This is a genomic window from Rhodoblastus acidophilus (genome assembly GCF_025961575.1).
Taxonomy (GTDB): Bacteria; Pseudomonadota; Alphaproteobacteria; order Rhizobiales; family Beijerinckiaceae; genus Rhodoblastus; species Rhodoblastus acidophilus_C.
Map to the genome: position 1 here is coordinate 105,528 of NZ_JAOQNX010000006.1, position 26,851 is coordinate 132,378.

Below are 26,851 nucleotides of genomic sequence, written 5' to 3' on the forward strand. Positions count from 1 at the left end.
CCAATTTGCGCCTCAGGTGCCGCAAAAGGTCTCGTGCACGACCTCTTCAGGCTTGGGCGGCGCCTGCAGGTCGGCGTCGGCCGGCGCCAGCTCGAACGGATTTCGAAGAGCCGCGCACAGCCGATGAAACGGTTTCAGGTCGCCGTCGTTCGCGGCGGCGAGCGTCTGTTCCACCCGATGGTTCCGGGCGATGATCTTGGGATTTGCCGCGCGCATGGCCGCGAGCGCCTCGATCCTGCAATTCTTTTCCAGCCCTGCGCGCCACGCTTCCATGAACGGCGCCCAGGCCTCGTCGGGCGCAGCGTCCTCGCCATCCGCAATCTCGGTGAGGCGGACGAAAAAATTGGTGAAATCGGCCCGGGTCTCGCCCAACGTCTTCCACAGAAGCGCAAAAACCGGCTCGTTGTCGGGATCGCCGGGACGCAGGCCGAGCTTGCGCTCCAGTCCGGCGGCGAGGTTTTGCGCGTAGAGCGTCGGGAAGGTCGCCAGCGCCTCCTGCGCCACGCGCAGCGCGGTCGCTTCATCATCATGAAACAGCGGCAAAAAACTTTCGGCGAGGCGCGCGAGATTCCATTGGGCGATGGAAGGCTGGTTCTTGTAGGCGTAGCGCCCGGCGGCGTCGATCGAGGAATAGACCTGCCGCATGTTGAAGGAATCCATGAAGGCGCAGGGGCCGAAATCGATGGTTTCGCCCGACACCGCCATATTGTCGCTGTTCATCACCCCATGGATGAAGCCGACCAGCATCCATTGCGCGATCAGACTCGCCTGGCGGGCTACAACGGCGCGGTAGAAGGCGAGATAAGGCTGTTCGGCCTGTGCGAGGTCGGGGTCGTGGCGCAGGATTGCGGCGTCCGCCAGAGCGCGGACGCGGACGGGCCCCTGTTCCTCGGCGGCGTCGCGCCCCGCCGCATATTGGAACGTGCCGACGCGGATATGGCTGCGCGCGACCCGGGTGAGCACGGCGCCGGGACGCGCGCCGTCGCGAAACACCGGCGCGCCCGTGGCGGTGACCGCCAGCGAACGTGTGGTTGGAATCTTCAGGCCCGCCATGGCTTCCGACACCAGATATTCGCGCAACATGGCCGAGAGCGTCGCGCGTCCGTCGCCGCGCCGGGCGAATGGGGTGGGGCCCGAGCCCTTCAAATGGATATCGTAGATTCGGCCGTCCGGGGCGGCGACTTCGCCGACGATCACGGCGCGGCCGTCGCCCATCAGCGGATTCCACACGCCGAACTGGTGTCCGGAATAGGCCAGCGCGATATTGTCGCCGTCCGGGGGCGCGCCGCCCGACAACAGGTTCAACAGGTCCGGCGTGTCGGAATTTTGGGGCAAACCGAGATCGCGGGCGAGCCTCTCGTTGAAAACCACCCAGTGGGGCGCAGGGGGCGGCGACGGTTCCGCCGCCTTGTAAAAATCGCTCGGCAGGCCGAGGTAAAAGCTTTCACGAAACGGAATTTCCGCGCCCATGCCGCCTCCTGTCCCTGCCTAATTGGGGAGAGCGCACCGTCGTTGCAAGCGGCGGGCCAAGGTTAACGAAAACCGACGGAGTTTGCGTGACGAAAGTCCCGTTGCTGGATTTTTGGGACCGGGCGGGAACAAAGCACGCGCGAATCGGCGATATCGCCCAGCGTTGAGCGGGTTAACTGATTATTACGGTTAAGCTTTAGTTAACCGGCAGAAATGGGATTGTGCGGCCATGGCGTGAACGGAGGGCGCCCGAATCAGGACGTTGACACACGGCGGGGCGTGGTTAACGGATTGTTGCGCTTAAGTTTTGATTAACCGGCAGAAATGGGATTGCGCGGCCAGGGCGTGAACGGAGGGCGCCCGAATCAGGACGTTGACACAAGGTGGAGTAGGGTTAACGGATTGTTACGCTTAAGCTTTGATTAACGGGCAGAAACGGGATTGCGCGGTCAGGGCGTGAACGGAGAGCGCCCGAATCAGGACGTTGACGCAAGGCGGGGCAAGGTTAACGGATTGTTACGCTTAAGCTCTGATTAACCGGCAGAAATGGGATTATGCGGCCATGCGGTGAACGGAGGGCGCCCGAATCAGGAGGTTGACACAAGACGGATCAGGGTTAACGAATTTTTACGTTTAAGCTTTGATTAACCGGCAGAAACGGGATTGTGCGCGCAGGGCGTGAACGGAGAGCGCCCGAATCAGGACGTGGACAGAAGGCGGAGCACGATTAACGGTTTGTTGCGCTAAAACTCTGCTTAACCAGTAGAAAAGGGATTGCGCGCCCAGGGCGTGAACAAAGGGCGCGCGAATCAGAGACTTCACGCTTGGCTAATTCGCCAGCGCATCCAGAATGCGCGCCCAGCTGCGCGCGCCCTTCTGGAATGACGACAGCTCGTATTTTTCGTTGGGCGAATGGATGCGGTCGTCATCGAGGCCGAAGCCGACCATCAGCGAGTCGATCTTCAACTCGCGCTTGAAAATGCCGACGATCGGGATCGAACCGCCGGAGGCCGCGAGCACCGGCGCCTTGCCCCATTCCGACTTCAAGGCGCGGCTGGCGCGCTGGATCGCCTCGGAGGCGAAGGGCAGGGTGATGGCGGGGCTGGCGCCGTGGCTGGCAAATTCGGCGGTGCAATCGTCCGGAATATTGGCCTCGACATAGGCGCGGAAATTCTGGACGATTTCCTGCGGGTTCTGCTTGCCGACGAGCCGGAACGAGAATTTGGCATGGGCCTCGGCCGGCAGCACCGTTTTCGAGCCGGGCGCCGTATAGCCGCCCCAGACGCCGTTGACATCGCAGGTCGGCCGCGCCCAGATTTGTTCGAGCAGCGAATAATGGGCCTCGCCCGCCGGGATTTTGAGGCCGACCTCTCCCAAAAAGCCGGCGGCGTCGAATTTCAGCGCCGCCCATTGCGCCTTGATCTCCGCCGGCAGCTCCGGGACGCCGTCGTAAAAATGCGGCAGGGTGATGCGGCCGTCCGCGTCGCGCAGGCCTGCGATCAGGTTCGCGAGCACATGAATCGGATTGACCGCCGCGCCGCCATACATGCCGGAATGCAGGTCGCGGCTCGCCGCCTTGATCGTCACTTCTTCCAGCACCAGGCCGCGCAGCATGCAGGTGATCAGCGGCGTGTCGCGATCCCACATGTTGGTGTCGCACACCAGCATCAGGTCGGCCTTCAGCTCCTTGGCGTTTTCGGCGAGGAAGGCGGGCAGGGACGCCGAGCCACATTCCTCCTCGCCCTCGAACAGGAGGGTGACGTGGCAGGGCAGGCCGCCATTGGCCATGAAGGCGCGGCAGGCCTCGACAAAGGTCATCAATTGTCCCTTGTCGTCGGAGGCGCCGCGCGCAAGAATTTGGCTGCGGCCCGGCTCGGACTCGTTGAGGCGGGGCGTGAACGGGTCAGCGTCCCAGAGCTCCAGCGGATCGACCGGCTGCACGTCGTAATGGCCGTAGAACAGCACGTGGGGGGCGTCCGAGCGCGCGGCCTTCGCCTTGGCGACCACTACGGGATGGCCGGCGGTTGGCCGAACCGAGGCGTCGAACCCGATTTCGCGCAGATGCGCGGCGAGCCAGTCGGCGGTTGTCGCCACCTCGCCCTTGAAGGTGGGGTCCGTCGAGATGCTTTTGAAGCGCAGCAGTTCGAACAGGCGGTCGAGCGCCCCCTGACGGTCGGCGTCGAGGGCGGCGAGAGTTTTGTCGAGCGAGGACATTGTTCAATCCAGTTTTGAGTCTCTGGTCTGAAACTATCAGGGGCGCTGTTGCGCTCCAAGGCGCGTCGCGGAACCGGAACGGCTGCCCGCCTTCGTTTATGACAATGATTGCCATCTATGTTGGCAGATTATGTCATTCCGTGTAGTTTTATTTTGATCAGGAGACAATCATGGCGACAATGAACGTTTCCCTGCCCGATCCGATGAAAGCCTGGGTGGAACGCCAAGCTGAAGGCGGCAGGTATGGCAATGCAAGCGATTATATTCGCGATCTGATCCGCAAGGACCAGCAGCGGCAAGAGGCTGTCGCTGCTTTGCAATCCGCTATTACGGAAGGTTTGGAAAGCGGCGAGCCGCAAGCATTCGATTCCGGCGCATTCAAGCTCCGTATGCGGGAGCGACATGTCGTCAAGTAGTTACCGTCTTGCGCCACGCGCGCTCGCGGATCTCGACGACATCTGGAGGTTCTCGGCTGAGAACTGGGGCCTTGAACAGGCGGACCGTTATCTCGACACGCTGGTTTCGATGTTCGAAACGATTGCGGAGATGCCAACGCTCGCGCGGGAACGCCGCGAGTTCAAGCCGCCCGTGCGCATCCATGTCCATGAAAGCCATCTTATCGTTTACACGAGCGCTGGCGACCGCGTCACAATATTGCGTGTGCTTGGCGGGCGGCAGGACTGGCTTTCAATCCTGAAGGCGTCGGAGCAATAAAAAGAAAAAGGCCACGGCGAACACCGTGGCCCCAAACTCTGCGCGTGCAGAGCAAACTTACGCGAGCTTGCCGCGCACCCGCGCCACCAAAAGCTCCACGTTCTCGATCGGGGTTTCCGGCAGGATGCCGTGGCCGAGATTGAAGATGTGGCGGAAATCCTGGTAGGATTCGCGGATAAAATCGATCTCGCGGCGCAAAGCGTCGCCGCCCGCGATCAGGACCAGCGGATCGAGATTGCCCTGCACGACCTGGTTCTTGGACAAAGCCTCGCTGGCCCAGGCGTTGTTCAGGCTGGTGTCGAGGCCCACTGCGTCCGCGCCGACGCGATCCCCGAAACCGACGAGCGACGAATGCGCCGCGCGCGGAAAAGCGATGATTTTCGCCTGCGGGTTCACCGCCCGGACGCCTTCGATGATGCGCGCCACCGGCTTTTCACACCAGGCGACGAATTCACGGGCCGGCAGAACGCCCGCCCAGGAGTCAAAGATCTGCACGACTTCGGCGCCGTTCTTGATCTGCTCGTTCAGATAGACGATGGACGCGTCAACGATCCGGTCGATCAGCTTTTGGAAAGCGGCGGGATAGCGGTAGGCAAAACGGCGAGCCGGCGCCTGGTCCGGCGTGCCCTTGCCGGCGATCATGTAGCTGGCGATGGTCCAGGGCGCGCCGCAGAAACCAATCAGCGCGGTTTCCGCCGGCAGCTCTTTTCGCACGCGACGCAGGGCTTCAAAGACCGGCTCGAGATGCGACAGCTGGAATTCGCCGACCGCGTCCACTTCCTCCGGCGTGGTGATCGCCGCCATGCGCGGGCCTTCGCCGGCGTCGAAGCGCACCTTGTGGCCCATGGCGTCGGGAACGACCAGAATGTCGGAGAAGATGATGGCGGCGTCGAAGCCGAAGCGGCGGATTGGCTGCAGGGTGGCCTCGACCGTCAGGTCCGGGTTCCAGCAGAAATCCATGAAGGACGGGGCTTTGGCGCGGATCTCGCGATATTCCGGCAGGTAGCGGCCAGCCTGGCGCATCAGCCACATCGGCGGCGCCTCGGGGATGGGAGCCTCGAAGACTTTCAGGAATTTCTTTTGGGTCGTGGTCATGAGGCCTCGCAGGCGTGAAAATTTTCAGGCGCTGGGCGCGCGCGCGATTTCTATTGCGCACCAAGGCCGCGACGGTCAAGACAGGCGCAATGTCGCGCTCCGGAGGTTTGCGGCAGGTCAATCCCCTTAAGCGAAAGCCGCATAGCGCGATTGTGGCGCCCGTGGACGCTGCGCAGTATAAGAGGCGCAAACATGCTGACCACGGACGCCCGGATGACCCGTATTCCCGATTTTTCAACCCTCGCCCTCGATCCCAAGGCCAGCGCGCCGGCACCTGCTTTTTCCGCCGAGCCCTGGCTCACGCCCGAAGGCATTGCGGTGAAAAGCGTTTATGGCCCCGAGGACGTCGAGGGCCTCCCGGCCGTCGAGTCCTACCCCGGAACCGCGCCGTTCCTGCGCGGTCCCTATCCGACCATGTATGTGAACCAGCCCTGGACCGTTCGCCAGTACGCTGGTTTCTCCACCGCCGAGGATTCCAACGCCTTTTACCGCCGCAACCTCGCGGCGGGCCAAAAAGGCCTGTCCGTCGCCTTCGACCTCGCCACCCATCGCGGCTACGATTCCGACCATCCGCGCGTTTCGGGCGACGTCGGCATGGCGGGCGTCGCCATCGACTCCATTTATGATATGCGCACGCTGTTTTCGGGCATTCCGCTCGACCAGATGTCCGTGTCCATGACCATGAATGGCGCGGTGCTGCCGATCCTGGCGCTCTATATTGTCGCTGCGGAAGAGCAGGGCGTGCCGGCGGCCAAATTGTCGGGCACGATCCAGAACGACATCCTTAAAGAATTTATGGTGCGCAACACCTACATCTACCCGCCGAAGGCGTCGATGCGCATCATTTCGGACATTTTTGCCTTCACCTCGCAAAACATGCCGAAGTTCAACTCCATCTCGATTTCTGGCTATCACATGCAGGAAGCCGGGGCGACGCAGGACCTCGAGTTGGCCTATACGCTGGCCGACGGCGTCGAATATATCCGCGCCGGCATCGCCGCCGGTTTGACGGTCGATCAGTTCGCGCCGCGCCTGTCGTTCTTCTGGGCGATCGGCATGAATTTCTTCATGGAGGTCGCCAAGCTGCGCGCCGCGCGGCTGCTGTGGGCGAACCTGGTCAAGCAATTCAATCCGGCTTCCGAAAAGAGCCTGCCGCTGCGCACGCACAGCCAGACCTCGGGCTGGTCGCTGACCGCGCAAGACGTGTTCAACAATGTGGTGCGCACCCAGATCGAGGCCATGGCGGCGACGCAGGGCCACACCCAGTCGCTGCACACCAACGCGCTTGACGAGGCGCTGGCGTTGCCGACCGATTTTTCCGCGCGCATCGCCCGCAACACCCAGCTGTTCCTGCAGCAGGAATCCGGCACGACCAAAATCATCGATCCCTGGGGCGGCTCCTATTATGTCGAAAAGCTCACGGCCGAACTGACGCAAAAGGCCTGGGCGCATATCCAGGAGGTCGAGGCGCTTGGCGGCATGTCCAAGGCCATCGAGGCCGGCATTCCCAAGCTGCGCATTGAGGAAGCCGCCGCCAAAACCCAAGCGCGCATCGATTCCGGCAAGCAGTCGGTGATTGGCGTCAACAAGCATCGCCCCGTCGACGAAAAGCCGATCGACGTGCTCAAGGTGGACAATTCGTCGGTGCGCGCCCAGCAGTTGGAAAAGCTGAAGCGCCTGCGCGCCGAGCGCAACGAGGCGGAAACGCAAGCCAAACTCGAAGCGTTGACCGAAGGCGCGAAAAGCGGCGCCAACCTGTTGGCCCTGTCGATCGAAGCCGCGCGCGCCAAAGCGACGGTGGGCGAGATTTCCTACGCGCTCGAAAAAGTGTTCGGGCGGCATCGCGCCGAAATCAAGAGCATTTCCGGCGTCTACAAGCGGGAGGCGGGTGTGAATTCCACCGCGATCACTTCGGTGCAGGCGCAGATCGAGGCCTTCATCGAGAACGACGGCCGGCGTCCGCGTATCCTTGTCGCCAAGGTCGGCCAGGACGGCCACGACCGTGGACAGAAGGTGATCGCCTCCGCCTTCGCCGATCTGGGTTTTGACGTCGACATCGGGCCGCTGTTCGCCACCCCAGAAGAGGCGGCGCGGCAGGCGGTGGAGAACGACGTGCACATCGTCGGCATTTCCTCGCTTGCGGCGGGCCATTTGACGCTGGTGCCCGCGTTAAAAGTGGCGCTGGAGAAGGAAGGGCGCGGCGACATCATGATCGTGGTCGGCGGCGTCATCCCGCCCCAGGATTTCGATGCTTTGTACAAGGACGGCGCCAGCGCCATCTTCCCGCCGGGGACCGTGGTCGCCGAAGCCGCGGGCAAGCTGATCGACGAACTCAACGCGCGCCTCGGCTATTCCAAAGCCGCCGCGGAATGAGCGAGAGCGCCGCGGCGCAGGACCATGAATTTGTCGTCGCCTCGGAAAAGGACGAGGCGGCGCAAATCATTCTGATGGCGGGCCTCAACGCGTATAACGAGGCGCAGGTCGGCCCGGACCCGGTGCGCGACCCAGACAATCATGTCTATATCGTCGCCCGCGATCGAAACGGCCGCGTGCGCGGCGGCGCCCAGGGCGTGGCGGTCGGCGCCTGGCTGGCGCTGGACACGGTCTGGGTCGAGGACGCGTTCCGCATGCGAGGTCTCGGCACGCGCGTGCTCGACGCCGCAGAGGCGGAAGGCCGCCGGCGCGGCTGCAAATGGGCGGTTCTCGCCACTTTCGACTACCAGGCGCCGGATTTTTATTCGCGGCGCGGCTATGTCGAATATGCCCGCATGGAGGATTTTCCCTGGGGGCACACGCGCTTTCAGTTGCGCAAGGAACTTTGACGGCGTTCAGCCGCCGGCTGAAATCCGCTCCACCTCGGCGCCGCACAGGCTGAGCTTGCGCTCCAGCGCCTCGAACCCGCGATCCAGGTGATAGACGCGCTGGATCATGGTTTCGCCTTCTGCGGCTAGCGCCGCGATCACCAGCGAGGCGGAAGCGCGCAGGTCCGTCGCCATCACCGGCGCGCCCTTGAGCACCGGCACGCCCTCGACCACGGCGCTGTCGCCGTCGAGTTTGATCCGCGCGCCGAATCGGGCGAGTTCCTGCACGTGCATGAACCGGTTTTCGAAAATCGTCTCGGTGATCCGCGACACGCCGTTGGCGCGCGTCATCAGCGCCATGAACTGCGCCTGAAGATCGGTGGGGAAGGCGGGGAAGGGGGCGGTTTCGACGTCCACCGGCAGGATCGGCCCGCCATTGCGCGAGACGCGCACGCCCTCATTGGTCGATTCGACATGCGCGCCGCTCTGGACGAGCACATCGAGCGCCGCCTGGAAATCATGCGCCTGCGCGCCTTCGAGCAAAACATCGCCACCGGTCATGGCGACCGCCATGGCGTAGGTGCCAGCTTCGATTCGGTCGGGCAGGACGCGGTGCTTGGCGCCGTTCAGCCGCGCCACGCCGGTGATTTCCACCGTGGACTGGCCTGCGCCGGTGATTTTCGCGCCCATTTTGTTGAGAAGTTCGGCAAGGTCGATCACTTCGGGCTCGCGCGCGGCATTGTGCAGCACGGTGGTCCCCTGCGCCAGGGCGGCGGCCATCAGCGCCACATGGGTGCCGCCCACGGTCACCTTCGGAAAGGTGATCTCGGCGCCGCGCAGGCCCTTGGGCGCCTTGGCGACGGCATAGCCGCCTTCGATCTCGATCTGGCCGCCGAGTTTTTCGAGAGCCATGAGCAGCAGGTCGACCGGGCGGGTGCCGATGGCGCAGCCGCCAGGCAGGGAGACCCGCGCTTCGCCGCAGCGGGCGAGCAGGGGCGCGATCACCCAGAACGAGGCGCGCATGCGCGACACCAGTTCGTAGGGCGCCGTGGTGTCGACGATCTCGCGCGCGGTCATATGCACGGTTTGGCCGGCCTCGCGGCCCTCGCCCTGACGGCGCCCGTCGATGGAATAATCCGCGCCCTGATTCGAGAGAATGCGCACCAGCAGGCTGACGTCGGCGAGTCGGGGCAGGTTTTCCAGCGTGACGGTGCGGTCGGTGAGCAGTGAGGCGATCATCAGCGGCAGGGCCGCGTTTTTGGCGCCGGAAATCGGAATGGTCCCGTTCAGTTTCGCGCCACCGACAATGCGTATGCGATCCATCCGTCCTCGCTCACGGCGCTTTTGCGCCTCCAAATTTTGGGGCTCTATAGCGGCTATTCGCTCTCGGGGCCAGAATTTCCGCTCGATTCGGGTCGACGCCCGCGCGCCTGCGCCTTGCGGCGCTTGAGATTCTCGCGCAGGGCTTCGGCGAGTCGCTGCTGTTGCGCCGCTTTTTGCGGCGAGAGGGGCGGCGTCTGTTTGGGTTTGTCGGGATCGGACATGGCCTGACTTTCTGGGCGTTTCATAAGCCGGCGTCCAGCTTTGTTCAAGGAAATGCAGAAAAAGGCGAAACCGGCGCTTGCCATGACGCTTTCGCTATGGCAGAAACCGCGCACTCCGGGGCGCACACAACGCGACCGAGACATCAGCTGCCGTAGCTCAGTGGTAGAGCACTCCCTTGGTAAGGGAGAGGTCGAGAGTTCAATCCTCTCTGGCAGCACCATCTTTCCACTTTAGAAAAGACAATCGACCGAAGGATCTGAGTTGCACGGTTCCTTAGCCCTGTGCGCGCCTCATTCGCACAGCGCGTAGCTCGAAGACCGAATGCAGGCGCGATAGGCTTCCTGCCGTGCGAGCGCTTCCTTTTGCAGGCATTGGTTGAATTCGGTCGAGCCTTCGGTGAGTCCGGAGGAGGCGCATTTTTTTGCGTCTTGTTCGTGTGCGATCTTTTCGCGGTCAGCGAGCGTGGTCGAGTGACAGGCGGCCAGCGAAGCCGCAAGCGAGGCCAGCAACGAAAGCTGCACAACGCGCCGGGCCTTATCATTCGTGAAGAAACGCATCGGCGGCTCCCGTCCAACGACGCCGTGACCGGACAAACTTTGATGGAGCTTAGCAGAATTTTCGCGCGAGTTCATTGATTGCCGTCGGGCGAGAGGCCCGGTCGGTCGACCGAAGAGCGGGAAAGGAGGTCGTTGGCGGGCTTGAGTTTTTGAAGTTGACTTTTTTTATAGACAAAATAAATTTCTTAGACCAAGGCAAGACTCTCCCTCTCACGACAAGGATCGCCCATGCCGATTGGTCTCAAGAATCGTCTCGCCGGCGCCGCGCTGGGCCTGCTGGTCCTCACCGGCGCCGTCTCCGCCGCCGACGTTCGCCTCCTTAACGTCTCCTATGATCCCACCCGCGAGCTTTACGCGGCGATCAACTCCGCATTCTCCGCCAAATGGAAGCGCGAAACCGGCGACAACCTTACGATCGAGCTGTCCAACGGCGGGTCGGGCAAGCAGGCGCGCTCCGTCATCGACGGGCTCAATGCGGATGTCGTCACCTTGGCGCTCGGCTCCGACGTTTCCGCGGTCGAAAGGGCTGGTCTGATCCAGCCGGGCTGGCAAAGCCGTTTCCCGAACAATGCCGCGCCCTACACCTCGACCATCGCCTTCCTGGTCCGCAAGGGCAATCCCAAGAACATCAAGGATTGGAGCGACCTGCTGCGCCCCGACGTGCAGGTGATCACCGCCAATCCGAAAACCTCGGGCGGCGCGCGCTGGTCGTTCCTGTCGCTGTGGGGCGCGTTCGCCAACGCGAAGACGCATGATTTCTCCACGGCTCAGGGCCAAGCGGAGGCGCAGGCCGCCGCCGCGCAGGCGAAGGACTTCCCGATCTACAATGACGCGCAGGCTCGCGCCAAAGTCGCCGAAATCTTCAACAAGCATGTGCCGGTGCTTGACACCGGGGCGCGCGGCTCGACCGTGACTTTCGCGCAAAAGCAGATCGGCGACGTGCTGCTCAATTGGGAAAACGAGCTTTGGCTCGCCAAGGACGAATTCGGGCCGGAGAAATTCGATATCGTCTATCCCTCGGTCTCGATCCTCACGGAGCCTCCGGTCGCGGTGGTGGACAAGGTCGTGGACCAGCGCGGCGCCCGCAAGGTGGCGGAAGCCTATCTCGCCTACCTCTACACGCCCGAAGCCCAGGATGTGATCGGGCAGCTGCACTATCGGCCGCGCGATCTCGCCGCCTTGGCCAAATACAGCGCCGACCTGCCGAAGATCCCGTTCTTCACCATCGACGAGACTTTTGGCGGCTGGACCAAGGCGCAAAGCACGTTCTTCGCCGACGGTGGCGTGTTCGACCAGTTCTACAAGCCGACGAACTGATCGCCGCATCGGCGCGCCGGCCGCATCGTTCGGCCGGCGCGCAGGCTGGAGCCCTTTTATATGACCTTTGAAACGGAATTCGCCCGTGAGCCGGTCGCGCCGGCCCCGCGCGCCCGCAGCATCTTTCGCCGCCGAACCACGCGCGTCATTCCCGGTCTGCCGCTGACGCTCGGCTACACGCTGTTCTATCTTTCGGCCCTGGTGCTGCTGCCGCTGGCGGCGCTGGCGCTGAAGGCGGCGCAGATGAGCCCGGCGGAATTCATCCGCGTGATCAGCGATCCCGTGGTCACCGCCTCGCTGCGCCTGACCTTCTTCGCTTCGACCACGGCCGCGCTGATCAACGCCGTGTTCGGCCTGATCGTGGCCTGGGTGCTGGTGCGCTATGATTTCCCGTTCCGCCGGCTGTTCGACGCCATCATCGACTTTCCCTTCGCCCTGCCGACGGCGGTGGCCGGTCTGACTTTTGCCAGTCTGTTTCTGAAGGACGGCTGGCTCGGCGGTCTTGGTCCGCGCGTGGTCGCGGGCGTCAACGCGCTCGCGGGATGGCTCGGCGCCGGACCTCTGCTTAATCCAACCGCGCTGGACTGGCTGACTTTTCCCTATACCGGGCAGACCGCGGGCATTGTCATCGTGCTGGTGTTCGTCGGGCTGCCCTTTGTCGTGCGCACGGTGCAGCCGGTGCTGCTGGAATGGGACCCGGAATACGAAACCGCCGCGCGCAGCCTGGGCGCCTCGCCCCTGACCGTGTTTCGGCGGGTGATCTTTCCGGAAATCCTGCCGGCCTGGGTCTCGGGCGTCGCCCTCTCTTTCGCCCGCGCCGTCGGCGAATATGGCTCGGTCATCTTCATCGCCGCCAACATCCCCGGCAAGTCGCAGATCGCGCCCTTGCAGATCGTCACGCGGCTCGATGATTTCCAATACGCGCAGGCCGCCGCCATCGGCGTGGTCCTGCTGGCGATCTCCCTGTTGGTCCTGCTGGTGATCAACGGACTCGAATCCTTCTCCCGCCGCCACGAGCGGGCGGCGGTCTGACCCGGAGTTTTGATATGGCCGGCGCCCCTATCGCCAAGACCGTTCTGACATCGGCGAGACCCGCGCCGCCCGCCCATCCGGCGGTGCGCGCGACGCTGATCGTGCTCGCGGTCTCGTTTCTCACCATCTTCATCCTGCTGCCGCTGATCAATGTCTTCGTCCAGGCCTTCGCCAAGGGCTGGGAAGGGTATCTCGCGGTGTTCTGGCCGCCGTCGCCCCCTGAAGGCGCGACTCTCACCGCCGTCCAGACCCGCAAGCTCGCGGAGGCCGCGGTACAAACCTCGCGCACCTGGAGCGCCATCGGCCTCACCCTGCAGGTGGCGGCCATCGTCGTGCCCCTCAACATCGTCTTCGGCCTCGCCGCCGCCTGGGCGACGACCAAATTCCAATTTCGCGGCCGCGCCCTGCTGCTGTCGCTGATCGACCTGCCCTTTTCGGTGTCGCCTGTGGTCGCCGGTCTCGTCTTCGTGCTGCTGCTCGGCCGCAACGGCATTTTCGGCGACTGGGCGACGCATCTCACCTGGCCCGACCCGTTCTCGCTGCGCTGGGTGGGATTTGAAAACGGCTTTCCGCTGGCCTTCGCGCGCGATTTCACCGGGGTGATCTTCACGCCTTTGGCCATCGTGCTGGCGAGCATTTTCGTCACCTTCCCCTTCGTCGCGCGTTCGCTCACGCCGCTGATGGAATCGCAGGGCGCGGAGGAGGAGTTGGCGGCGCTGTCGCTCGGCGCCTCGGGCTGGCGCACGTTTTGGAAGATCACCGTTCCCAATGTGAAATGGGCGCTGCTTTACGGCGTGATCCTGTGCACAGCGCGCGCCTTCGGTGAATTCGGCGCGGTCTCCGTGGTGTCGGGCCATGTCGACGTCAACGACACCATGCCGCTGCGCATCGAAAAACTCTGGAACGAATACAACAACCAGGCGGCCTTCACCGTGGCCTCCGTGCTGGCGCTGCTCGCCGTCTTCACCCTGATCGCCAAGACCGCGATCGAATGGAAGACCGCGCGCGACCTCCAGCAGCAGCATCAAGGGCAGGCGCAATGACCATTGAAATTCGCGACATTTCCAAGAGCTATGGCCAAAACCAGATTCTCCGCAACATCGACTTGAAGATCAATTCCGGCGAGCTCGTCGCGCTGCTCGGCCCCTCGGGCTCCGGCAAGACCACGCTGCTGCGGGTGATCGCCGGCATCGAACAGGCGGATGCGGGCTCCGGCCCCGTGCTGTTCGACAATGTCGACGTGTCCGACGTCGACCTGGGCAAGCGGCGCATCGGCTTCGTCTTCCAGCACTACGCCTTGTTCAAACATCTCAACGTTTTTGAAAACGTCGCATTCGGCCTGCGCGCCAAACCGCGCCGCGAGCGGCCCAACGAGGCGCATATCCGGGAAAAGGTGCAGTCGCTGCTCGACCTGATCCAGCTCGGCAATATGGCGCAGCGTTTTCCTTCGCAGCTTTCGGGCGGGCAGCGCCAGAGGGTGGCGCTGGCGCGCGCGCTCGCGGTGGAGCCGCGCGTTCTGCTGCTCGACGAACCGTTTGGCGCGCTGGATGCGACGGTGCGCCGCGAGTTGCGCCGCTGGCTGCGCCGCCTCCACGACACCATCCACGTCACCACGATTTTCGTCACCCATGATCAGGAGGAAGCGCTGGAAGTGTCCGACCGGGTCGCGGTGATGAATGGCGGGCGCATCGAGCAATATGGGCCGCCGCAGGAAGTCTACGAGAAACCGGCGAGCGCCTTCGTCTTCAAGTTCCTCGGCAATTACAATTTGTTCCAGGGACGCGGGCAGGGGGCGGGCGGAGAGGCGCTTGTGCGTCCCCATGACATCGTCATCCATCGCGACGCCGATGCGGCGGGCGAGGGCGCGCAGCCCGGCGTGGTCGCCCATATCGGTTTCGGCGGCCCTGTGGTGAAAGTGGAGCTGGAGACCAGCGACAAGTCGCGTGTCGATGTCGAGGTGACCGCCCCGACCTTCCGCGACCTCGATCTCAAGCGCGGCGAACGCGTGTTTTTCGCTCTGCGGACGCAGCAGGAATATGCCCACGATTTCGTCATCTGATGCACCGGCGTTTGCGAGATCACGGAAACTGTGCTGACGGCAGGGGCTTGTCGCTCCTGATCACATAGTTTAGTATTTCCGTAGAAAATCTCTAACGTGAGCGTTCTCTTGCAGATCGACTGGGCGCATTTCACTCCCCTTTCCGCTCTGGCCGGCGGCGCGCTGATCGGGCTGGCGGTGGCGCTGCTGCTGTTGCGCGAAGGCCGCATCCTCGGGGCCTCCGGCATTTTCGCCGGCTTGGCGCAGCCGCGAGCCGATTTTGACTGGCGGTTGGCGTTCCTGGCCGGTCTGGTGGCGGCGCCCGCCTTGGCCGGGCTGCTGTTCGGCGTCAACGCGCCCCGCATCGCCGCCTCGCCCAATGTGCTGATCGTCGCCGGCTTTCTGGTCGGGTTGGGCGCGCGGCTGGGCAATGGTTGCACCAGCGGCCATGGAATCTGCGGACTGGCGCGCCTGTCCAAACGCTCACTGGCGGCGACGGCGACTTTTATGGCCGCTGGTTTCGCCACGGTGTTCGTCTTCCGCCATCTCTTGGGGTGACCGATGAAACTGCTCGTCCCCTTGCTGTCCGGCCTGTTGTTCGGTCTCGGCCTGTGTCTCGCGGGCATGACCGATCCGCAGAAAGTTCTGGCTTTTCTCGATATCGGCTCCGCGTTTGGCGGTCCGGGCTGGGACCCCTCGCTGGCGCTCGTGATGGGCGGGGCGCTCGCCGTGGCCTTCGTCGCCTTCCGTCTCGCCGGGCGCGGATCTTTTGCAGCGGCGCCGCCTGTGCTCCAGCGTATCGATGGCCGGCTTTACGCCGGCGCCGCGATTTTTGGCGTGGGCTGGGGGCTGGTCGGCCTGTGCCCCGGTCCCGCCCTCGCGGACCTGGGTTTTGGCGACGTCCGCGCGGCCTTGTTCGTGCTGGCGATGGCGGCTGGCGTTCGCGCCGCCCATTTCGTGCTGGCCCACGCCAGGAGCGCGCGGCTGGCGGCCGAGGACAGCTGATGGCCTTCGAAATCCTCGACCCGCTGCCGCCGTTGAAGGACATGTCGCCGGCGCGGCGGGCTCTTTGCGCGCTCGTCGTTGTCGCCACCCTGGCTTTTCTGGTCTGGGCTTGCGCGACCGTGCGCGAGGCGCGGGAGAAAACTCAGATTCCCGCGCCGTCGACGAAAATGTCCTCGGTCGCCTTGGCCTGCATGATGACGGCGCCTTCCGGCACGCTGTGCGTCAGCCAGACATTGCCGCCGATCGACGCGCCCTTGCCGATGGTGATGCGCCCGAGCACGGTGGCGCCGGCGTAAATCACCACATCGTCCTCGACGATGGGATGGCGCGGATAGTTTTTGAGCAGCTGCCCCTCGGCGCCCGTTTCAAACCTTTTGGCGCCAAGCGTGACCGCTTGGTAGAGTCGCACATTTTTGCCGATGATCGTGGTCTCCCCGATCACAACGCCGGTGCCGTGGTCGATAAAAAAGCCTTCGGCGATCTGGGCGCCGGGATGAATGTCGATCCCGGTCTCGGAATGGGATTTTTCCGCGATGATGCGGGCCAGCATGGGAACGCCGAGCCGGTAAAGCTCATGGGCGACGCGATGGCGGATGATCGCGGCGACGCCGGGAAAGCAGAACACCACCTCGTCAACGGTTTTCGCCGAGGGGTCGCCGTTGAAGGCGGCGAGCACGTCGGCGTCGAGCAATGCGCGCAGGCGCGGCAGGCTTTCCGCGATTTCGCGGATGATGTGGGTCGCGTGACGGGTCAGCGCGTGCGCGGCGCCCTCGCGCTCGCCGGCCAGCCGCAGCTCCAGCTCGATCTGCCGGCGCAGCAGCGACAGGCTTTCCGAAAGTTTCAGCGCGACGAAGGAATCGACCTCCCGGGCGCGCAGGCCCGGGGGACCGAAATGTCGGGGAAACAGGGCCGAGACGATGCCCTCCACCGCCGCGACCGTTTCGGCGCGCGACGGCAGGTTGGGAGGAGTCCCGCGGTAACGCCGCATTTGCGACGTCGCCCGCAAGGCCTGGAGTTCGGCGACGATCCTTTCGATCGCCAGATCGTCGCCGCCGTCTTCGAACCCGGTTTCGACGCGATTCACGCGGCCAGACCCTTCTCGTTGAACACCCCTTCAAACAGGGCGGACGTCAGATAACGCTCCCCCGAGTCGGGAAGAATCACGACGATGGTCTTGTGGGCGTTTTCCGGCTTCTTCGCCAGCCGCGCCGCCGCCGCGACCGCCGCGCCGGAGGAAATGCCGGAGATGATGCCTTCCTCGCTGGCGAGGCGGCGCGCGTAGCGGATCGCTTCGTCATTGCCGACCTGCTCGACCGCGTCGATCAAGGAGAGGTCGAGCACGCCGGGAATGAAGCCGGCGCCGATGCCCTGGATCTTGTGCGGGCCGGGCTTCAGTTCGAGGCCGCTGCGCTTCTGCGTGATCACCGGGCTCGCCTCGGGCTCGACCGCGACCGACTGGATCGCCTTGCCCTTGGTCAGCTTGATGTAACGGGAAACGCCGGTGATGGTGCCGCCGGTGCCGACGCCGGACACGACAATGTCCACGGCGCCGTCCGTGTCGTCCCAGATTTCCGGGCCGGTGGTCTTTTCGTGGATGGCGGGATTGGCCGGGTTCTTGAACTGCTGCAGCAGCACGTAGCGGTTCGGGTCGGACGCGGCGATTTCTTCCGCTTTCGCAACGGCGCCGGACATGCCGCGCGGGCCCTCGGTGAGCACCAGCTTGGCGCCGAAGGCGGTGAGCAGTTTTCTGCGCTCGAGGCTCATGGTCTCCGGCATGGTGAGCGTGAGCGGAATGCCGCGCGCGGCGGCGACAAAGGCCAGCGCGATGCCGGTATTGCCGGAGGTGGGCTCGACCAGCTCCTTGCCCGGGCCGAGCAGGCCCTTCTGCTCGGCGTCCCAGATCAGCGCGGCGCCGATGCGGCATTTCACTGAGTAGGCGGGGTTGCGGCCCTCGATCTTGGCGAGAACCGTGGCCGGGGCGTGGTCGATGACGCGGTTGAGACGGACCAGGGGCGTCTTGCCGATCGAGAGGGAGTTGTCTTCGAACCATTTGGGCATGTCGGACTCCAATGCGACGGTGGGAGGATGAAATTATTCTATGGACTTTATCAACTGTAATGGCAAAGGCAAAGCCCCTTCTGCGCATCCCCGGTGCTCCCGGCCGCAAAGCAAAGGAGCGCGGCGCCTGAAAGGCAAGCGCGACGAAACGTCGCGGTCATGAAATAGTCGCGACACATTTTCTCAATTTCATCGGCTTGATAGAATTTATTTTTTGTATTTGTCCATCAGAAAACGGCTTGTCCGAGGAAAAAAATCGAACTAAACCTCTGCTTCAGGCAGATGAATCGCAAAGGAGAATGATTTTTTCTTTTAATGAAAAAATTTTCTCTTACATCGCCGCGTCTTTGCTTTAGCGCGAGGATCATATGTCCGACGACGTCGAAATCCGCAGAACCTTAAGCGAGTCCGCCGCACGGCAACTCGCCAACGCCACCAAGACACGAGCGCAATGGTCGGGCATCACCCCGCGCTGGCTGGTCTCCTTCCTGCCCTGGACCCCGGTCGAGGCCGGCATCTACCGCCTCAACCGCGTCAAGGAAGGCGCGGTCCTCACCGACGCCGACGTGCAGTGCTCGCCCGCCCGCGACCGTGACGCCGACCTGCCCGAGACCTTTGTCGATTACGAGGATGCGCCGCGCGAATATTCGCTGAACGCGGTCACCACCGTCCTCGACGTGCAGACCCGCGTCTCCGATCTCTATTCCCACCCCTACGATCAGATTCAGGAGCAGTTGCGCCTGCTGATCGAGAAGGTGAAGGAAAAGCAGGAAAACGAGATCATCAACAACGCCGACTACGGCCTGCTCGCCAATGTCGATCCGCGCCAGATCATCAAGACCCGCACCGGCGCGCCGCAGCCCGACGATCTCGACGAGCTCATCACCAAAGTGTGGAAGGAGCCGGCGTTCTTCCTGGCGCATCCACGCGCCATTGCGGCTTTCGGGCGCGAATGCACCCGCCGCGGCGTGCCGCCGCCAACCGTGACCCTGTTCGGCGCGCCCTTCGTCACTTGGCGCGGTCTGCCGCTGGTTCCCTCCGACAAGCTGCCCATCGACGAGAACGGCAAGTCGAAAATCCTGCTGCTGCGCACCGGTGAAAAGCGCCAGGGCGTCATCGGCCTGTTCCAGCCGGGCATTCCCGGCGAGGTCGCGCCGAGCCTGTCGGTGCGTTTCATGGGCATCAACAGGAAGGCGATCGCCTCCTACCTGATCTCGCTCTATTGCTCGACCGCCGTGCTCACCCACGACGCGCTGGCCGTGCTCGAAGACGTCGAGATCGACAAATATCACGACTACAAGGACACTTACGCCAAGAAGTGAGTGTGACGGCGGCGCGCGTTCGCGCGCGCCGCCTTTCCTTCCGATCGATTCGATGCAGGACAGAACAATGCCGCTCGGCCTTTCCGCGTCTGAACTTTCTCCCGGCGACGCGCCGGACTCGCCCGCTTCCGGCTTTCCGGATCCGGCCCTGATCGCCCGCATGGCCAACGCCTTCTTCCAGGCGCCGCCGACCCCCGCCGGCGCCGATCCCGGCGTTCCCGTGGCGCCGCCGAGCCCGTCGATGATTCCCGCGCCCGATCTGGCGACTTCGGTGGCGCCTTTTACGCCCGCCAATCCGCTGGTGGGGCCGCCCGACCTGCCGCCCTCGACCATTCCCTCCATCGTCCCGACGCCGAACCTGACCCTGCCGCATGCGCCGAGTTTTTCGGCTTTGCCGGGCGGCTATGGCGAGCCGCCGCTGCCCGGCGCTTCCGTGGGCGCCGTGGGCGCGCCGTTCCAGCTTGGCGAATCAGCGCAACTGGTCCCCGAGGCGCATCGCGCCAACCCGGGCGGGTTGAACGCCGACTCACCCTATTTCCTCTCCGAAACCGCGTTTGCGCAGGCGCCCGCCGCCTCGGCTCCCGCGCCCGCCCCGGCCTCGGCTGCGGCCGAACCGCCGGCGGCCTCGGTCCCCGCCGCGCCGGCGTCGGGCGGTTCGCCGGAGAGCGTCGCGCCCGAGAGCCTCGCGCCAAAGGGGAGCTATTCCTTCCTCGAACTCGATCTGCGGCCGCTCGTCGCGCCAACGCGCGGCGCGGTCGGCTTTCCGCTTGATCCCGAGACGATCAAGCGCGATTTCCCGATCCTCAACGAGCGGGTGCATGGCAAAAGGCTGGTTTGGCTCGACAATGCCGCGACCACGCAAAAGCCGCTCGCCGTGATCGAGCGCATCTCGGATTTTTACAAGCACGAGAATTCGAACATTCACCGCGCCGCCCATGCGCTGGCGGCGCGCGCCACCGACGCCTACGAAGCCGCGCGCGAAAAAGTGCGCCGCTTCCTCAATGCGCCTTCAGCCCGCGATATCATTTTTGTGCGCGGCGCCACCGAAGGCGTGAATTTCGTGGCGCAGAGCTGGGGGCGGGCCAATGTGCAGGAGGGCGACGAAATCCTCGTCACCCATCTGGAACACCACGCCAATATCGTGCCCTGGCAGCAGCTTTGCGCGCAGACCGGGGCGAAGCTGCGGGTCGCGCCGGTGGATGACGACGGCCAGGTCGATCTCGCCGCCTATGAAAAACTCTTGGGGCCGAAAACGAAAATCGTCGCCTTCACGCAAGTCTCCAATGCGCTGGGCACGGTGACGCCGGTCGCGGAAATGACCGCGCTGGCCCATCGCCACGGCGCCTGCGTGCTGGTCGACGGCGCGCAAAGCGTGTCGCACATGCCGGTGGATGTGCAGGCGATCGGCTGCGATTTCTTCGTCTTCTCCGGCCACAAGGTTTTTGGGCCGACCGGCATCGGCGCGGTCTACGGCCGGGAGGCCGTGCTCGAGAAGAATCCGCCCTGGCAGGGCGGCGGCAACATGATCGCCGACGTCACGTTCGAGCGCACCCTGTTCAACCCGCCGCCGGAGCGTTTTGAAGCCGGCACCGGCAATATCGCCGACGCCGTCGGGCTGGGCGCCGCCATCGACTACGTCGAAAACCTCGGCATGGCCAATATCGGCGCCTATGAGCACGGGTTGTTGGAATATGCCACGGCCAAGATGGTCGCCGTGCCGGGCCTGCGCATGATCGGCACGGCGCGCGAAAAGGCCAGCGTGTTGTCCTTCGTGCTTCAGGGCAAGGAGCCGATCGAAGTCGGCAAGGCGCTGGACAAGGAGGGGATTGCGGTGCGCGCGGGCCACCATTGCGCGCAGCCGATCCTGCGCCGCTTCGGCCTGGAGGCGACGGTGCGGCCGTCGCTCGCCTTCTACAACACGTGCGAGGATGTCGATCTGCTCGTCGACGTGCTGCACGCCCTGGCGCGGAAGTAAGCGCCTCAAAAGCCCGTTCGGTGAACGCCGAACGGGCTTTTCGTTCGAAAGGTTTTGGGACTCAGACCGGCCGCAGGGCGATCACCCGCTCCGGCTGCCGGCTGAAATTCTCCGCGACCGGGGCGTCCGGGGCGAGATCGAGCGGCAGGGCGGTGGTCGACTTGATCTGCTGCAACTCGAATCGCGAGGTCACGCTGCGCAGCGGCATGATCGCGGTGAGTCGCTTGTAGAAGGCGTCGTAAGCGGAAATGTCGGTTGTGACCACTTTCAAGGCGTAATCGACTTCGCCCGCGAGTCGGCTGAACTCCAGAACCTCGGGCATGGCGGCGACGGCGCGGACGAAGGCTTCGAGCTTCTCCGTCGAATGCTCGCCGGCCTGGATGGAAATGTGGACGGTCAGACCCAGGCCGACCTTCGCCGGGCAGAGCAGGGCGACGCGCTTCCTGAGAATTCCCAGCGTTTCCAGCTTTTGAATCCGCTTCCAGCAGGGGGTCGCCGACAGCGCCACCCGGGCGGAGATGTCGGCGACGGTGACGGTGGCGTCCTCCTGGAGAATTTTCAGGATATGAAGGTCGATGCGGTCCATGGAAACGGCTCCGGAGCAATGCAGTTTATTTAGTCTATGAATTTAGTATAATATGTCAAACGGAAACGCCAGGGATTCCTTTCGTCGTGCGCCGAAACCGGCGCCGCAATCGCTCTCAATCGAGAACCGGATTTGCCTCTCGGCTGATCCGTGGCAAAGTCGGCCATGACTTTTTCAGCATCTCCCGACGAACGTTTGTTCGAGCGGCCACGGCCCACAGGGCTGGCGGCCCGGGGCCGCTTCGCCTTGATCGTCGTGATCTGCTTTCTGCTTCACGCCACCCCGATCTGGTATTTCATCCATTTCGACCGCTCGCAGGAACCGGAGCCGGCCGAGCAGGAGATTCCCGTCGAGGTCATCGTCGAACCGCCCAAGGAGCCGGAGCCGCCTCCGCCGCCGCCCGAGAAGGAGAAGGAGAAGAAGCTCGACGAGACCATCGCCACCGACGCGCCGCGCCCGGCCAATGAAGAAAAGGTCGAGCGGAAGGACGCGCGCGACGACGTCTCGCATTCGCCCAAGACCACGAGCACAGAGCCCGCCCCCAGCCCGCCAGCCGCCGCTCCCGCAAAGACGGAGGCCGCGCCCGCGGCGGAGCCGATGGAATTGGACCCCAATGGCGCGCCGGTCGCGGCCAAGCCCGCGCCCGAGCCGCAGGAGACGCAACAGGCGCCTCAGCCCGCGCCCAAGTCGGAGACGCAAAAGAAGCCGGCGAAGGACCCGATGTCCGCTTTCGCCGCCTTGCCGGACTACAGTTTCGCGCCCGTGTCCAAAAAGACGCCCGTCGCCACGGGCAAGGCGGCGTCGACCTATCTTTCGATCGTCTACGGCATGGTGATGTCGCGCATTCATTACCCCGAAGGTGCGGCCGGTCATGGGCGCACCATCGGCGAGATTATTTTCGGGGTCGACGGCGCCGGCCGTCTGGTCGGCCAGCGCGTCATCAAGTCGAGCGGGTCGCCGGAACTGGATCTCGCCGCCCTCGCCGCCATCCGCGCCGCGGCGCCCTATCCGCCGCCGCCGACGGGAAGCGGGATCACCCTGAACCTTCATTTCCGTAGGTAGCGGCGTCAGGCTCCGCGCCGGCGAAACATGGTGCGCAGCAGCGACAGCGCGGCGACGAGGCTGACGATCAGGATGATGAGCGTTCCCAGGGCGTTGATCTCGGGATTGAGGCCCAGCCGCACTTTTGAGAACACCACCATGGGGAGCGTGGTCGAACTGGGGCCTGAGACGAAGGAGGTGATGACGAGATCGTCGAGGCTCAGCGAAAACGCCAGCAGCCAGCCCGAGAGCAGGGCGGGCGCAATCAGCGGCAGGGTAACGAGGAAAAACACGCGCAATGGCCGCGCGCCAAGGTCAGCGGCCGCCTCCTCGAGCGACACGTCGAGTTCGCTGACGCGGGTCTGGACCACCACGGCGACAAAGGCGGTCGAAAACGTGATATGCGCCATGACGATGGTTTGGACGTCACGATGCGGCCAGCCCGTCGCCGATTCCAGCGCCACGAACAGCAGCAGCATGGAAATCGCCATGATGATTTCCGGGATCGCCAGGATCGCGATCACCAGGCCGGAAAACAAGGTGCGTCCCGGGAAACGGCCGAATCGCGCCAGCGCATAGCCGACCATCGTCCCCAGCACGGTCGCGCCTGTGGCGCTGAGCAATGCGACTTCGAGCGAAATGCGGGCGGCGCGCAGGATTTGCTCGTCCTGGAGCAAAGCGGCGTACCATTTGGTCGAAAACCGCGACCAGACCGTGACGAGTTGCGATTCGTTGAAGGAATAGACGACGATCCAAAGGATCGGGGCATAGAGGAAGATCAGCGCCAGCGCCGACATCCCCTTGACGATCTTTCCCGCGCTCATGGCTTGTCGCTCATGGTCTTGACGCCCTTGGCGCGGTGGTGTTGCAAGGCCAGCAGCGGCGCGACCAGCAAGGCGATCAGCGCCACCGCCACGGTCGAAGCCACCGGCCAGTCGCGATTGCTGAAGAATTCGTTCCACAGCGTCGCGCCGATGGTGAGCGTGTCGGGACCGCCGAGCAGCGCCGGGACGATATATTCGCCGACCGCCGGGATGAACACCAGCAGGCTGCCCGCGACGATTCCCGGCGCGGAGAGCGGCAATGTCACCTCGCGGAACACGCGAGCCGGTTTGGCGCCGAGATCTCTGGCGGCTTCGAGCAGCGACCAGTCCATTTTTTCAAGATGCGCATAGAGCGGCAGAACCATGAAGGGCAGGTAGCCATAGACCATGCCGACCGCGACGGCGAAATTGGTGTTGAGGATCATCAGCGGCTTGTCGATCAGGCCGAGCCAGATCAGGACGCCGTTGATCACGCCATTGGGCTTCAAAATGCCGATCCAGGCGTAGATGCGGATCAGGAACGAGGTCCAGAACGGCAGCATCACCAGCAGCAGCAGCGGCGCCCGCCAGTTCTCCCGCCGCGTGGCGATGAAATAGGCGAGGGGATAGCCGAGCAGCAGGGTGAAGACGACGGTCACCGCCGCATTGCGCAACGACGAGGCGTAGGCGATGAGATAGACGGGATCGCTGAAGATGAGCTTGTAATTGCCGACATGCAGGGTCAGCACCAGCGCGCCGTCCTCGGCCCAGGAGATCAGCGGTTCGTAGGGCGGAATCGCCACAGCCGCGGTGGACAGGCTGATCTTGGCGACGATCAGGAACGGCGCCAGGAACAGGGCCCCAAGCCAGATGAAGGGAATGGCGATGACGAGGAAGCGCCCGAGCGCGCGCTTTCGCGTTTCCGAAACACTCATTTGTCGAGCGCCACGCCGGCGCCGGCGTCAAAGCCGATGCGCACCGTTTGTCCCGGCGAAAACCGCGTCCCGACATTGGGCGCGGCGACCCGCACCAGAAAACCGCTCGGCAACGCCACGCGGTAGAGCATGGACTCGCCGAGATAGGCGACTTCCCGGACCACGCCGTCGGAAAAATTGTCGGCGGCGAGATGTTCGTCTGGCGGCGCGATGCGGATTTTTTCTGGCCGCACGCCGAGCGCGACCTGATGGTGGTCGAGCGCCGCCAGATCCTGCGCGACGCGCAAGGGACCGCCCCAATGCGCGCAATCCACGCGCCAGCCGTCCGGGCCATGCGCCGCCATGCCCTCGAACAGGTTGATCGAACCGATGAAGGTGGCGACGAAGCGGGAGTGCGGATATTCGTAGATTTCGTGGGGCGCGCCGACCTGCACGACCCGGCCCTTGTCCATCACCGCGATGCGGGTGGACATGGCCATGGCCTCCTCCTGGTCATGGGTTACCATGATGAAGGTGACGCCGACCTGTTTTTGGATGTTGATCAGCTCGAACTGGGTGGCTTCGCGCAATTTCTTGTCGAGCGCCGACAGCGGTTCGTCCAGCAGCAGCACTTTGGGCCGCTTGACCAGCGCCCGGGCCAGCGCCACCCGCTGTTTCTGCCCGCCGGACAGCTGGTTCGGCTTGCGTTGCGCAAAGCCCGACAATTGCACCAGTTTGAGCGCATTGGCGACGCGCTCCTCCAGATGGTCCCGCGAAAGCCCTTCGCTGCGCAGCCCGAAGCCGATGTTCTGCGCCACGCTCATGTGCGGGAACAGCGCATAGCTCTGGAACATCATGTTCACCGGCCGCTCATAGGGCTGCAATTTCAGCAGGTCGATCCCGTCGAGTTCGACCGCGCCCCGGTCGGGGAATTCAAAGCCTGCGAGCATGCGCAACAGAGTGGTCTTGCCGCAGCCTGAGGCGCCGAGCAGCGAAAAGAATTCGCCGCGAAAAATGTCCAGGCTGACGTCGTCGACAGCGGCGAAACTGTCGAACGACTTCACCACATTGCGGATGCGCAGTTGCGGGACCGCGGCGGCGTCGGCCCACGGGCTGTCTTGAGGCGCAGGGATCATCAATGTCCGGTCTTGATCTCGGTCCACAGCCGGGTGCGCAGGCGATCCGTGGCGGGATCGGAGGCCGTGATCGTGAACAGGGTCTTTTCCACCTCCGGCGAGGGGAAGATCACGGGATCGGCGGCGGCCTCCGGCGAGACGAACGGCTTGGCGTCGGCATTGCCGCTCATCGCGTAGACTTTTGACGAGGTTTTTGCGATTTCTTCCGGCTGCATGATGAAATTTATGAATTTAAGGGCGGCTTCGGGATGCGGCGCGTCCTTGGGGATCGCCAGCACGTCAATGTAGCGCTCGGCGCCCTCCTTGGGGATGACCACGGAAATGTTCACCCCCTTGCCGGCCTCGATGGCGCGATGCTTGGCGACTTCCATGTCGGACGAATAGCCCCAGGCGAGGCAGATATCCCCGTCGGCCAGCGCATTGATATATTCGGAACTGTCGAACCGGCGCACCGAGGGGCGGATCTGCTTCAGCAGATCGGCGGCCTTTTTCAAATCCTCGGCTTTTTTGGAGTCCGGGTTGAGCCCGAGCCACAGCAGCGCCGGCGGAAACACCTCGGTCGGCGAATCCATGATGGAGACGCCGCATTCCTTGAATTTCTCAACCACTTTGGGGTCGAACACCATGCGCAGGCTGTCGAGCGGCGCTTCGGGCATGATCTGTTTGATCTTGTCGACATTGTAGCCCATCACCACAATGGCCGAGAGCCATGGGACGAGATGGGCGTTGCCGGAATCCTGCGCCTCCATCCGCGCCAACAGGCCTTTGTCGAGATGGCCGTAATTGGGGAGTTTGGATTTGTCGAGCGGCTGGTAGAAACCGGCCTTGATCTGGCGCGCGGCGAAGGGAACGAGGGTGGGGACGACGATGTCATAGCCGGAATTGCCGGCGGATAGCTTGCCTTCCAGCGTTTCGTTGGCGTCGTAGAGGTCGTAGCTGACCTTTATGCCCGTGGCTTTCTCGAAGGCCGGCACCGTGTCGGGTGCGATATAGTCGTTCCAATTGTAAATGTTCAGGACGGCGTCGGCGGCGCTGCCGGGCGCCGCGCCGACCATGAGCGCGGCGACGCCAGCGAGAAGGGTTTTTGTGATGTTCATGTCCGACCTCGTTTGATGCGCGCGCCGCGCGCGGCTTGACAATATGAGGGTATAGCCGATCCCGTCGAGCCCGATTTTCAGTGTTTCCCGCAAGGGCAGGGGGTGCGCGAATCTGTCCAATCGAATTTTAA

General features: G+C 63.9%; 26 protein-coding genes and 1 tRNA gene. 14 read left to right on the forward strand and 13 right to left on the reverse strand.

Annotated features, from left to right (window positions below):
• Positions 1-12: 12 nt before the first annotated feature.
• Positions 13-1,470 (reverse strand): protein adenylyltransferase SelO, encoded by a 1,458-nt coding sequence (locus M2320_RS05900; protein WP_264596480.1) that lies wholly within the window; start codon positions 1,468-1,470, stop codon positions 13-15.
• An 828-nt stretch (positions 1,471-2,298) separates the two neighbouring features.
• Positions 2,299-3,684 (reverse strand): M20/M25/M40 family metallo-hydrolase, encoded by a 1,386-nt coding sequence (locus tag M2320_RS05905; protein WP_264596481.1) that lies wholly within the window; start codon positions 3,682-3,684, stop codon positions 2,299-2,301.
• Positions 3,685-3,854: 170 nt separating this feature from the next.
• Between M2320_RS05905 and M2320_RS05910 the strand changes: the two genes are divergently transcribed.
• Complete coding sequence (locus tag M2320_RS05910) at positions 3,855-4,100, forward strand: type II toxin-antitoxin system ParD family antitoxin (RefSeq protein ID WP_264596482.1); 246 nt, start codon at positions 3,855-3,857, stop codon at positions 4,098-4,100.
• Entirely contained in the window at positions 4,087-4,398 is a 312-nt protein-coding gene (locus M2320_RS05915) for a type II toxin-antitoxin system RelE/ParE family toxin (protein WP_264596483.1), read from the forward strand. The genes M2320_RS05910 and M2320_RS05915 overlap by 14 nt, the downstream gene beginning before the upstream one ends.
• 57 nt (positions 4,399-4,455) lie before the next feature.
• On the opposite strand, the gene hemE is transcribed toward M2320_RS05915, so the two are convergent.
• A complete protein-coding gene (gene hemE, locus M2320_RS05920) occupies positions 4,456-5,493 on the reverse strand; it encodes a uroporphyrinogen decarboxylase (RefSeq protein ID WP_264596484.1) in 1,038 nt (345 codons plus the stop codon).
• A gap of 213 nt (positions 5,494-5,706) precedes the next feature.
• On the opposite strand from hemE, the gene scpA reads away from it, so the two are divergent.
• Both scpA and M2320_RS05930 read left to right on the forward strand, forming a co-directional pair.
• The gene (scpA, locus tag M2320_RS05925) at positions 5,707-7,866 is read left to right on the forward strand and encodes a methylmalonyl-CoA mutase (RefSeq protein ID WP_184428569.1); all 2,160 of its coding nucleotides are present in this window, start codon (positions 5,707-5,709) and stop codon (positions 7,864-7,866) included.
• Positions 7,863-8,315 (forward strand): GNAT family N-acetyltransferase, encoded by a 453-nt coding sequence (locus M2320_RS05930; RefSeq protein ID WP_184428508.1) that lies wholly within the window; start codon positions 7,863-7,865, stop codon positions 8,313-8,315. The genes scpA and M2320_RS05930 overlap by 4 nt, the downstream gene beginning before the upstream one ends.
• Before the next feature lie 6 nt (positions 8,316-8,321).
• Here M2320_RS05930 and murA read toward each other — a convergent pair whose 3' ends face one another.
• Together murA and M2320_RS05940 are read right to left on the reverse strand one after the other, a co-directional pair.
• Positions 8,322-9,617 (reverse strand): UDP-N-acetylglucosamine 1-carboxyvinyltransferase, encoded by a 1,296-nt coding sequence (gene murA, locus M2320_RS05935; protein ID WP_264596485.1) that lies wholly within the window; start codon positions 9,615-9,617, stop codon positions 8,322-8,324.
• Positions 9,618-9,670: 53 nt separating this feature from the next.
• Entirely contained in the window at positions 9,671-9,838 is a 168-nt protein-coding gene (locus M2320_RS05940) for a hypothetical protein (protein WP_264596486.1), read from the reverse strand.
• Between the two features lie 146 nt (positions 9,839-9,984).
• Here M2320_RS05940 and M2320_RS05945 point away from each other — a divergent pair.
• Positions 9,985-10,059 (forward strand) — tRNA-Thr (locus M2320_RS05945).
• 70 nt (positions 10,060-10,129) lie between these two features.
• Here M2320_RS05945 and M2320_RS05950 read toward each other — a convergent pair.
• Positions 10,130-10,471 (reverse strand): hypothetical protein, encoded by a 342-nt coding sequence (locus M2320_RS05950; protein WP_264596487.1) that lies wholly within the window; start codon positions 10,469-10,471, stop codon positions 10,130-10,132.
• A gap of 153 nt (positions 10,472-10,624) precedes the next feature.
• Between M2320_RS05950 and M2320_RS05955 the strand changes: the two genes are divergently transcribed.
• The 6 genes from M2320_RS05955 (at position 10,625) to M2320_RS05980 (ending at position 15,788) form a co-directional block, all read left to right on the forward strand.
• Positions 10,625-11,713: a sulfate ABC transporter substrate-binding protein gene (locus M2320_RS05955; RefSeq protein ID WP_264596488.1), complete on the forward strand. Its 1,089-nt coding sequence runs from the start codon at positions 10,625-10,627 to the stop codon at positions 11,711-11,713.
• Between the two features lie 60 nt (positions 11,714-11,773).
• Positions 11,774-12,745, forward strand: a complete 972-nt coding sequence (locus M2320_RS05960; RefSeq protein ID WP_264596489.1) for an ABC transporter permease — start codon at positions 11,774-11,776, stop codon at positions 12,743-12,745.
• 14 nt (positions 12,746-12,759) lie between these two features.
• Positions 12,760-13,788: a sulfate ABC transporter permease gene (locus tag M2320_RS05965; protein ID WP_264596490.1), complete on the forward strand. Its 1,029-nt coding sequence runs from the start codon at positions 12,760-12,762 to the stop codon at positions 13,786-13,788.
• Positions 13,785-14,804 carry a sulfate/molybdate ABC transporter ATP-binding protein gene (locus M2320_RS05970; protein WP_264596491.1) on the forward strand — a complete coding sequence of 340 codons (1,020 nt, stop codon included), beginning with the start codon at positions 13,785-13,787 and terminating at the stop codon, positions 14,802-14,804. Before M2320_RS05965 ends, M2320_RS05970 begins: the two co-directional genes overlap by 4 nt.
• 96 nt (positions 14,805-14,900) lie before the next feature.
• Positions 14,901-15,341 carry a YeeE/YedE family protein gene (locus M2320_RS05975; protein ID WP_264596492.1) on the forward strand — a complete coding sequence of 147 codons (441 nt, stop codon included), beginning with the start codon at positions 14,901-14,903 and terminating at the stop codon, positions 15,339-15,341.
• Between the two features lie 3 nt (positions 15,342-15,344).
• A complete protein-coding gene (locus M2320_RS05980) occupies positions 15,345-15,788 on the forward strand; it encodes a DUF6691 family protein (RefSeq protein WP_264596493.1) in 444 nt (147 codons plus the stop codon).
• A 142-nt stretch (positions 15,789-15,930) separates the two neighbouring features.
• Here the strand turns inward: M2320_RS05980 and epsC are convergent, their stop codons facing one another.
• Both epsC and cysK read right to left on the reverse strand, forming a co-directional pair.
• Positions 15,931-16,776, reverse strand: a complete 846-nt coding sequence (gene epsC, locus M2320_RS05985; protein WP_264596536.1) for a serine O-acetyltransferase EpsC — start codon at positions 16,774-16,776, stop codon at positions 15,931-15,933.
• 92 nt (positions 16,777-16,868) lie between these two features.
• Positions 16,869-17,846, reverse strand: coding sequence for a cysteine synthase A (gene cysK / locus M2320_RS05990; protein WP_184428516.1), 978 nt, complete (start codon positions 17,844-17,846; stop codon positions 16,869-16,871).
• 368 nt (positions 17,847-18,214) lie between these two features.
• Between cysK and M2320_RS05995 the strand changes: the two genes are divergently transcribed.
• A complete protein-coding gene (locus M2320_RS05995; protein WP_184428517.1) occupies positions 18,215-19,168 on the forward strand; it encodes a family 2A encapsulin nanocompartment shell protein in 954 nt (317 codons plus the stop codon).
• 67 nt (positions 19,169-19,235) lie between these two features.
• Positions 19,236-21,143: a family 2A encapsulin nanocompartment cargo protein cysteine desulfurase gene (locus tag M2320_RS06000; RefSeq protein ID WP_264596494.1), complete on the forward strand. Its 1,908-nt coding sequence runs from the start codon at positions 19,236-19,238 to the stop codon at positions 21,141-21,143.
• 61 nt (positions 21,144-21,204) lie between these two features.
• Here the strand turns inward: M2320_RS06000 and M2320_RS06005 are convergent, their stop codons facing one another.
• The gene (locus tag M2320_RS06005; RefSeq protein WP_184428519.1) at positions 21,205-21,729 is read right to left on the reverse strand and encodes an Lrp/AsnC family transcriptional regulator; all 525 of its coding nucleotides are present in this window, start codon (positions 21,727-21,729) and stop codon (positions 21,205-21,207) included.
• 165 nt (positions 21,730-21,894) lie between these two features.
• On the opposite strand from M2320_RS06005, the gene M2320_RS06010 reads away from it, so the two are divergent.
• Positions 21,895-22,791, forward strand: a complete 897-nt coding sequence (locus M2320_RS06010; RefSeq protein WP_264596495.1) for a TonB family protein — start codon at positions 21,895-21,897, stop codon at positions 22,789-22,791.
• A 5-nt stretch (positions 22,792-22,796) separates the two neighbouring features.
• Here the strand turns inward: M2320_RS06010 and M2320_RS06015 are convergent, their stop codons facing one another.
• From M2320_RS06015 to M2320_RS06030, 4 genes are read right to left on the reverse strand one after another with little or no spacing between them, the layout of a single operon-like run.
• Positions 22,797-23,594 (reverse strand): ABC transporter permease subunit, encoded by a 798-nt coding sequence (locus M2320_RS06015; protein WP_264596496.1) that lies wholly within the window; start codon positions 23,592-23,594, stop codon positions 22,797-22,799.
• Positions 23,591-24,508 carry an ABC transporter permease subunit gene (locus M2320_RS06020; protein ID WP_264596497.1) on the reverse strand — a complete coding sequence of 306 codons (918 nt, stop codon included), beginning with the start codon at positions 24,506-24,508 and terminating at the stop codon, positions 23,591-23,593. The genes M2320_RS06015 and M2320_RS06020 overlap by 4 nt, the downstream gene beginning before the upstream one ends.
• Positions 24,505-25,623: an ABC transporter ATP-binding protein gene (locus tag M2320_RS06025; RefSeq protein WP_264596498.1), complete on the reverse strand. Its 1,119-nt coding sequence runs from the start codon at positions 25,621-25,623 to the stop codon at positions 24,505-24,507. The genes M2320_RS06020 and M2320_RS06025 overlap by 4 nt, the downstream gene beginning before the upstream one ends.
• Positions 25,623-26,720 carry a polyamine ABC transporter substrate-binding protein gene (locus tag M2320_RS06030; RefSeq protein WP_264596499.1) on the reverse strand — a complete coding sequence of 366 codons (1,098 nt, stop codon included), beginning with the start codon at positions 26,718-26,720 and terminating at the stop codon, positions 25,623-25,625. The genes M2320_RS06025 and M2320_RS06030 overlap by 1 nt, the downstream gene beginning before the upstream one ends.
• Positions 26,721-26,851 lie beyond the last annotated feature (131 nt).

Excerpts from the sequence above, each read along its gene's own strand:
- M2320_RS05900 (WP_264596480.1), bottom strand. The coding sequence starts at position 1,470 with ATGGGCGCGGAAATTCCGTTTCGTGAAAGCTTTTACCTCGGCCTGCCG.
- M2320_RS05905 (WP_264596481.1), bottom strand. The coding sequence starts at position 3,684 with ATGTCCTCGCTCGACAAAACTCTCGCCGCCCTCGACGCCGACCGTCAG.
- M2320_RS05910 (WP_264596482.1), top strand. The coding sequence starts at position 3,855 with ATGGCGACAATGAACGTTTCCCTGCCCGATCCGATGAAAGCCTGGGTG.
- M2320_RS05915 (WP_264596483.1), top strand. The coding sequence starts at position 4,087 with ATGTCGTCAAGTAGTTACCGTCTTGCGCCACGCGCGCTCGCGGATCTC.
- hemE (WP_264596484.1), bottom strand. The coding sequence starts at position 5,493 with ATGACCACGACCCAAAAGAAATTCCTGAAAGTCTTCGAGGCTCCCATC.
- scpA (WP_184428569.1), top strand. The coding sequence starts at position 5,707 with ATGACCCGTATTCCCGATTTTTCAACCCTCGCCCTCGATCCCAAGGCC.
- M2320_RS05930 (WP_184428508.1), top strand. The coding sequence starts at position 7,863 with ATGAGCGAGAGCGCCGCGGCGCAGGACCATGAATTTGTCGTCGCCTCG.
- murA (WP_264596485.1), bottom strand. The coding sequence starts at position 9,617 with ATGGATCGCATACGCATTGTCGGTGGCGCGAAACTGAACGGGACCATT.
- M2320_RS05940 (WP_264596486.1), bottom strand. The coding sequence starts at position 9,838 with ATGTCCGATCCCGACAAACCCAAACAGACGCCGCCCCTCTCGCCGCAA.
- M2320_RS05950 (WP_264596487.1), bottom strand. The coding sequence starts at position 10,471 with ATGAACTCGCGCGAAAATTCTGCTAAGCTCCATCAAAGTTTGTCCGGT.
- M2320_RS05955 (WP_264596488.1), top strand. The coding sequence starts at position 10,625 with ATGCCGATTGGTCTCAAGAATCGTCTCGCCGGCGCCGCGCTGGGCCTG.
- M2320_RS05960 (WP_264596489.1), top strand. The coding sequence starts at position 11,774 with ATGACCTTTGAAACGGAATTCGCCCGTGAGCCGGTCGCGCCGGCCCCG.
- M2320_RS05965 (WP_264596490.1), top strand. The coding sequence starts at position 12,760 with ATGGCCGGCGCCCCTATCGCCAAGACCGTTCTGACATCGGCGAGACCC.
- M2320_RS05970 (WP_264596491.1), top strand. The coding sequence starts at position 13,785 with ATGACCATTGAAATTCGCGACATTTCCAAGAGCTATGGCCAAAACCAG.
- M2320_RS05980 (WP_264596493.1), top strand. The coding sequence starts at position 15,345 with ATGAAACTGCTCGTCCCCTTGCTGTCCGGCCTGTTGTTCGGTCTCGGC.
- epsC (WP_264596536.1), bottom strand. The coding sequence starts at position 16,776 with ATGCGGCGTTACCGCGGGACTCCTCCCAACCTGCCGTCGCGCGCCGAA.
- cysK (WP_184428516.1), bottom strand. The coding sequence starts at position 17,846 with ATGCCCAAATGGTTCGAAGACAACTCCCTCTCGATCGGCAAGACGCCC.
- M2320_RS05995 (WP_184428517.1), top strand. The coding sequence starts at position 18,215 with ATGTCCGACGACGTCGAAATCCGCAGAACCTTAAGCGAGTCCGCCGCA.
- M2320_RS06000 (WP_264596494.1), top strand. The coding sequence starts at position 19,236 with ATGCCGCTCGGCCTTTCCGCGTCTGAACTTTCTCCCGGCGACGCGCCG.
- M2320_RS06005 (WP_184428519.1), bottom strand. The coding sequence starts at position 21,729 with ATGGACCGCATCGACCTTCATATCCTGAAAATTCTCCAGGAGGACGCC.
- M2320_RS06010 (WP_264596495.1), top strand. The coding sequence starts at position 21,895 with ATGACTTTTTCAGCATCTCCCGACGAACGTTTGTTCGAGCGGCCACGG.
- M2320_RS06015 (WP_264596496.1), bottom strand. The coding sequence starts at position 23,594 with ATGAGCGCGGGAAAGATCGTCAAGGGGATGTCGGCGCTGGCGCTGATC.
- M2320_RS06020 (WP_264596497.1), bottom strand. The coding sequence starts at position 24,508 with ATGAGTGTTTCGGAAACGCGAAAGCGCGCGCTCGGGCGCTTCCTCGTC.
- M2320_RS06025 (WP_264596498.1), bottom strand. The coding sequence starts at position 25,623 with ATGATCCCTGCGCCTCAAGACAGCCCGTGGGCCGACGCCGCCGCGGTC.
- M2320_RS06030 (WP_264596499.1), bottom strand. The coding sequence starts at position 26,720 with ATGAACATCACAAAAACCCTTCTCGCTGGCGTCGCCGCGCTCATGGTC.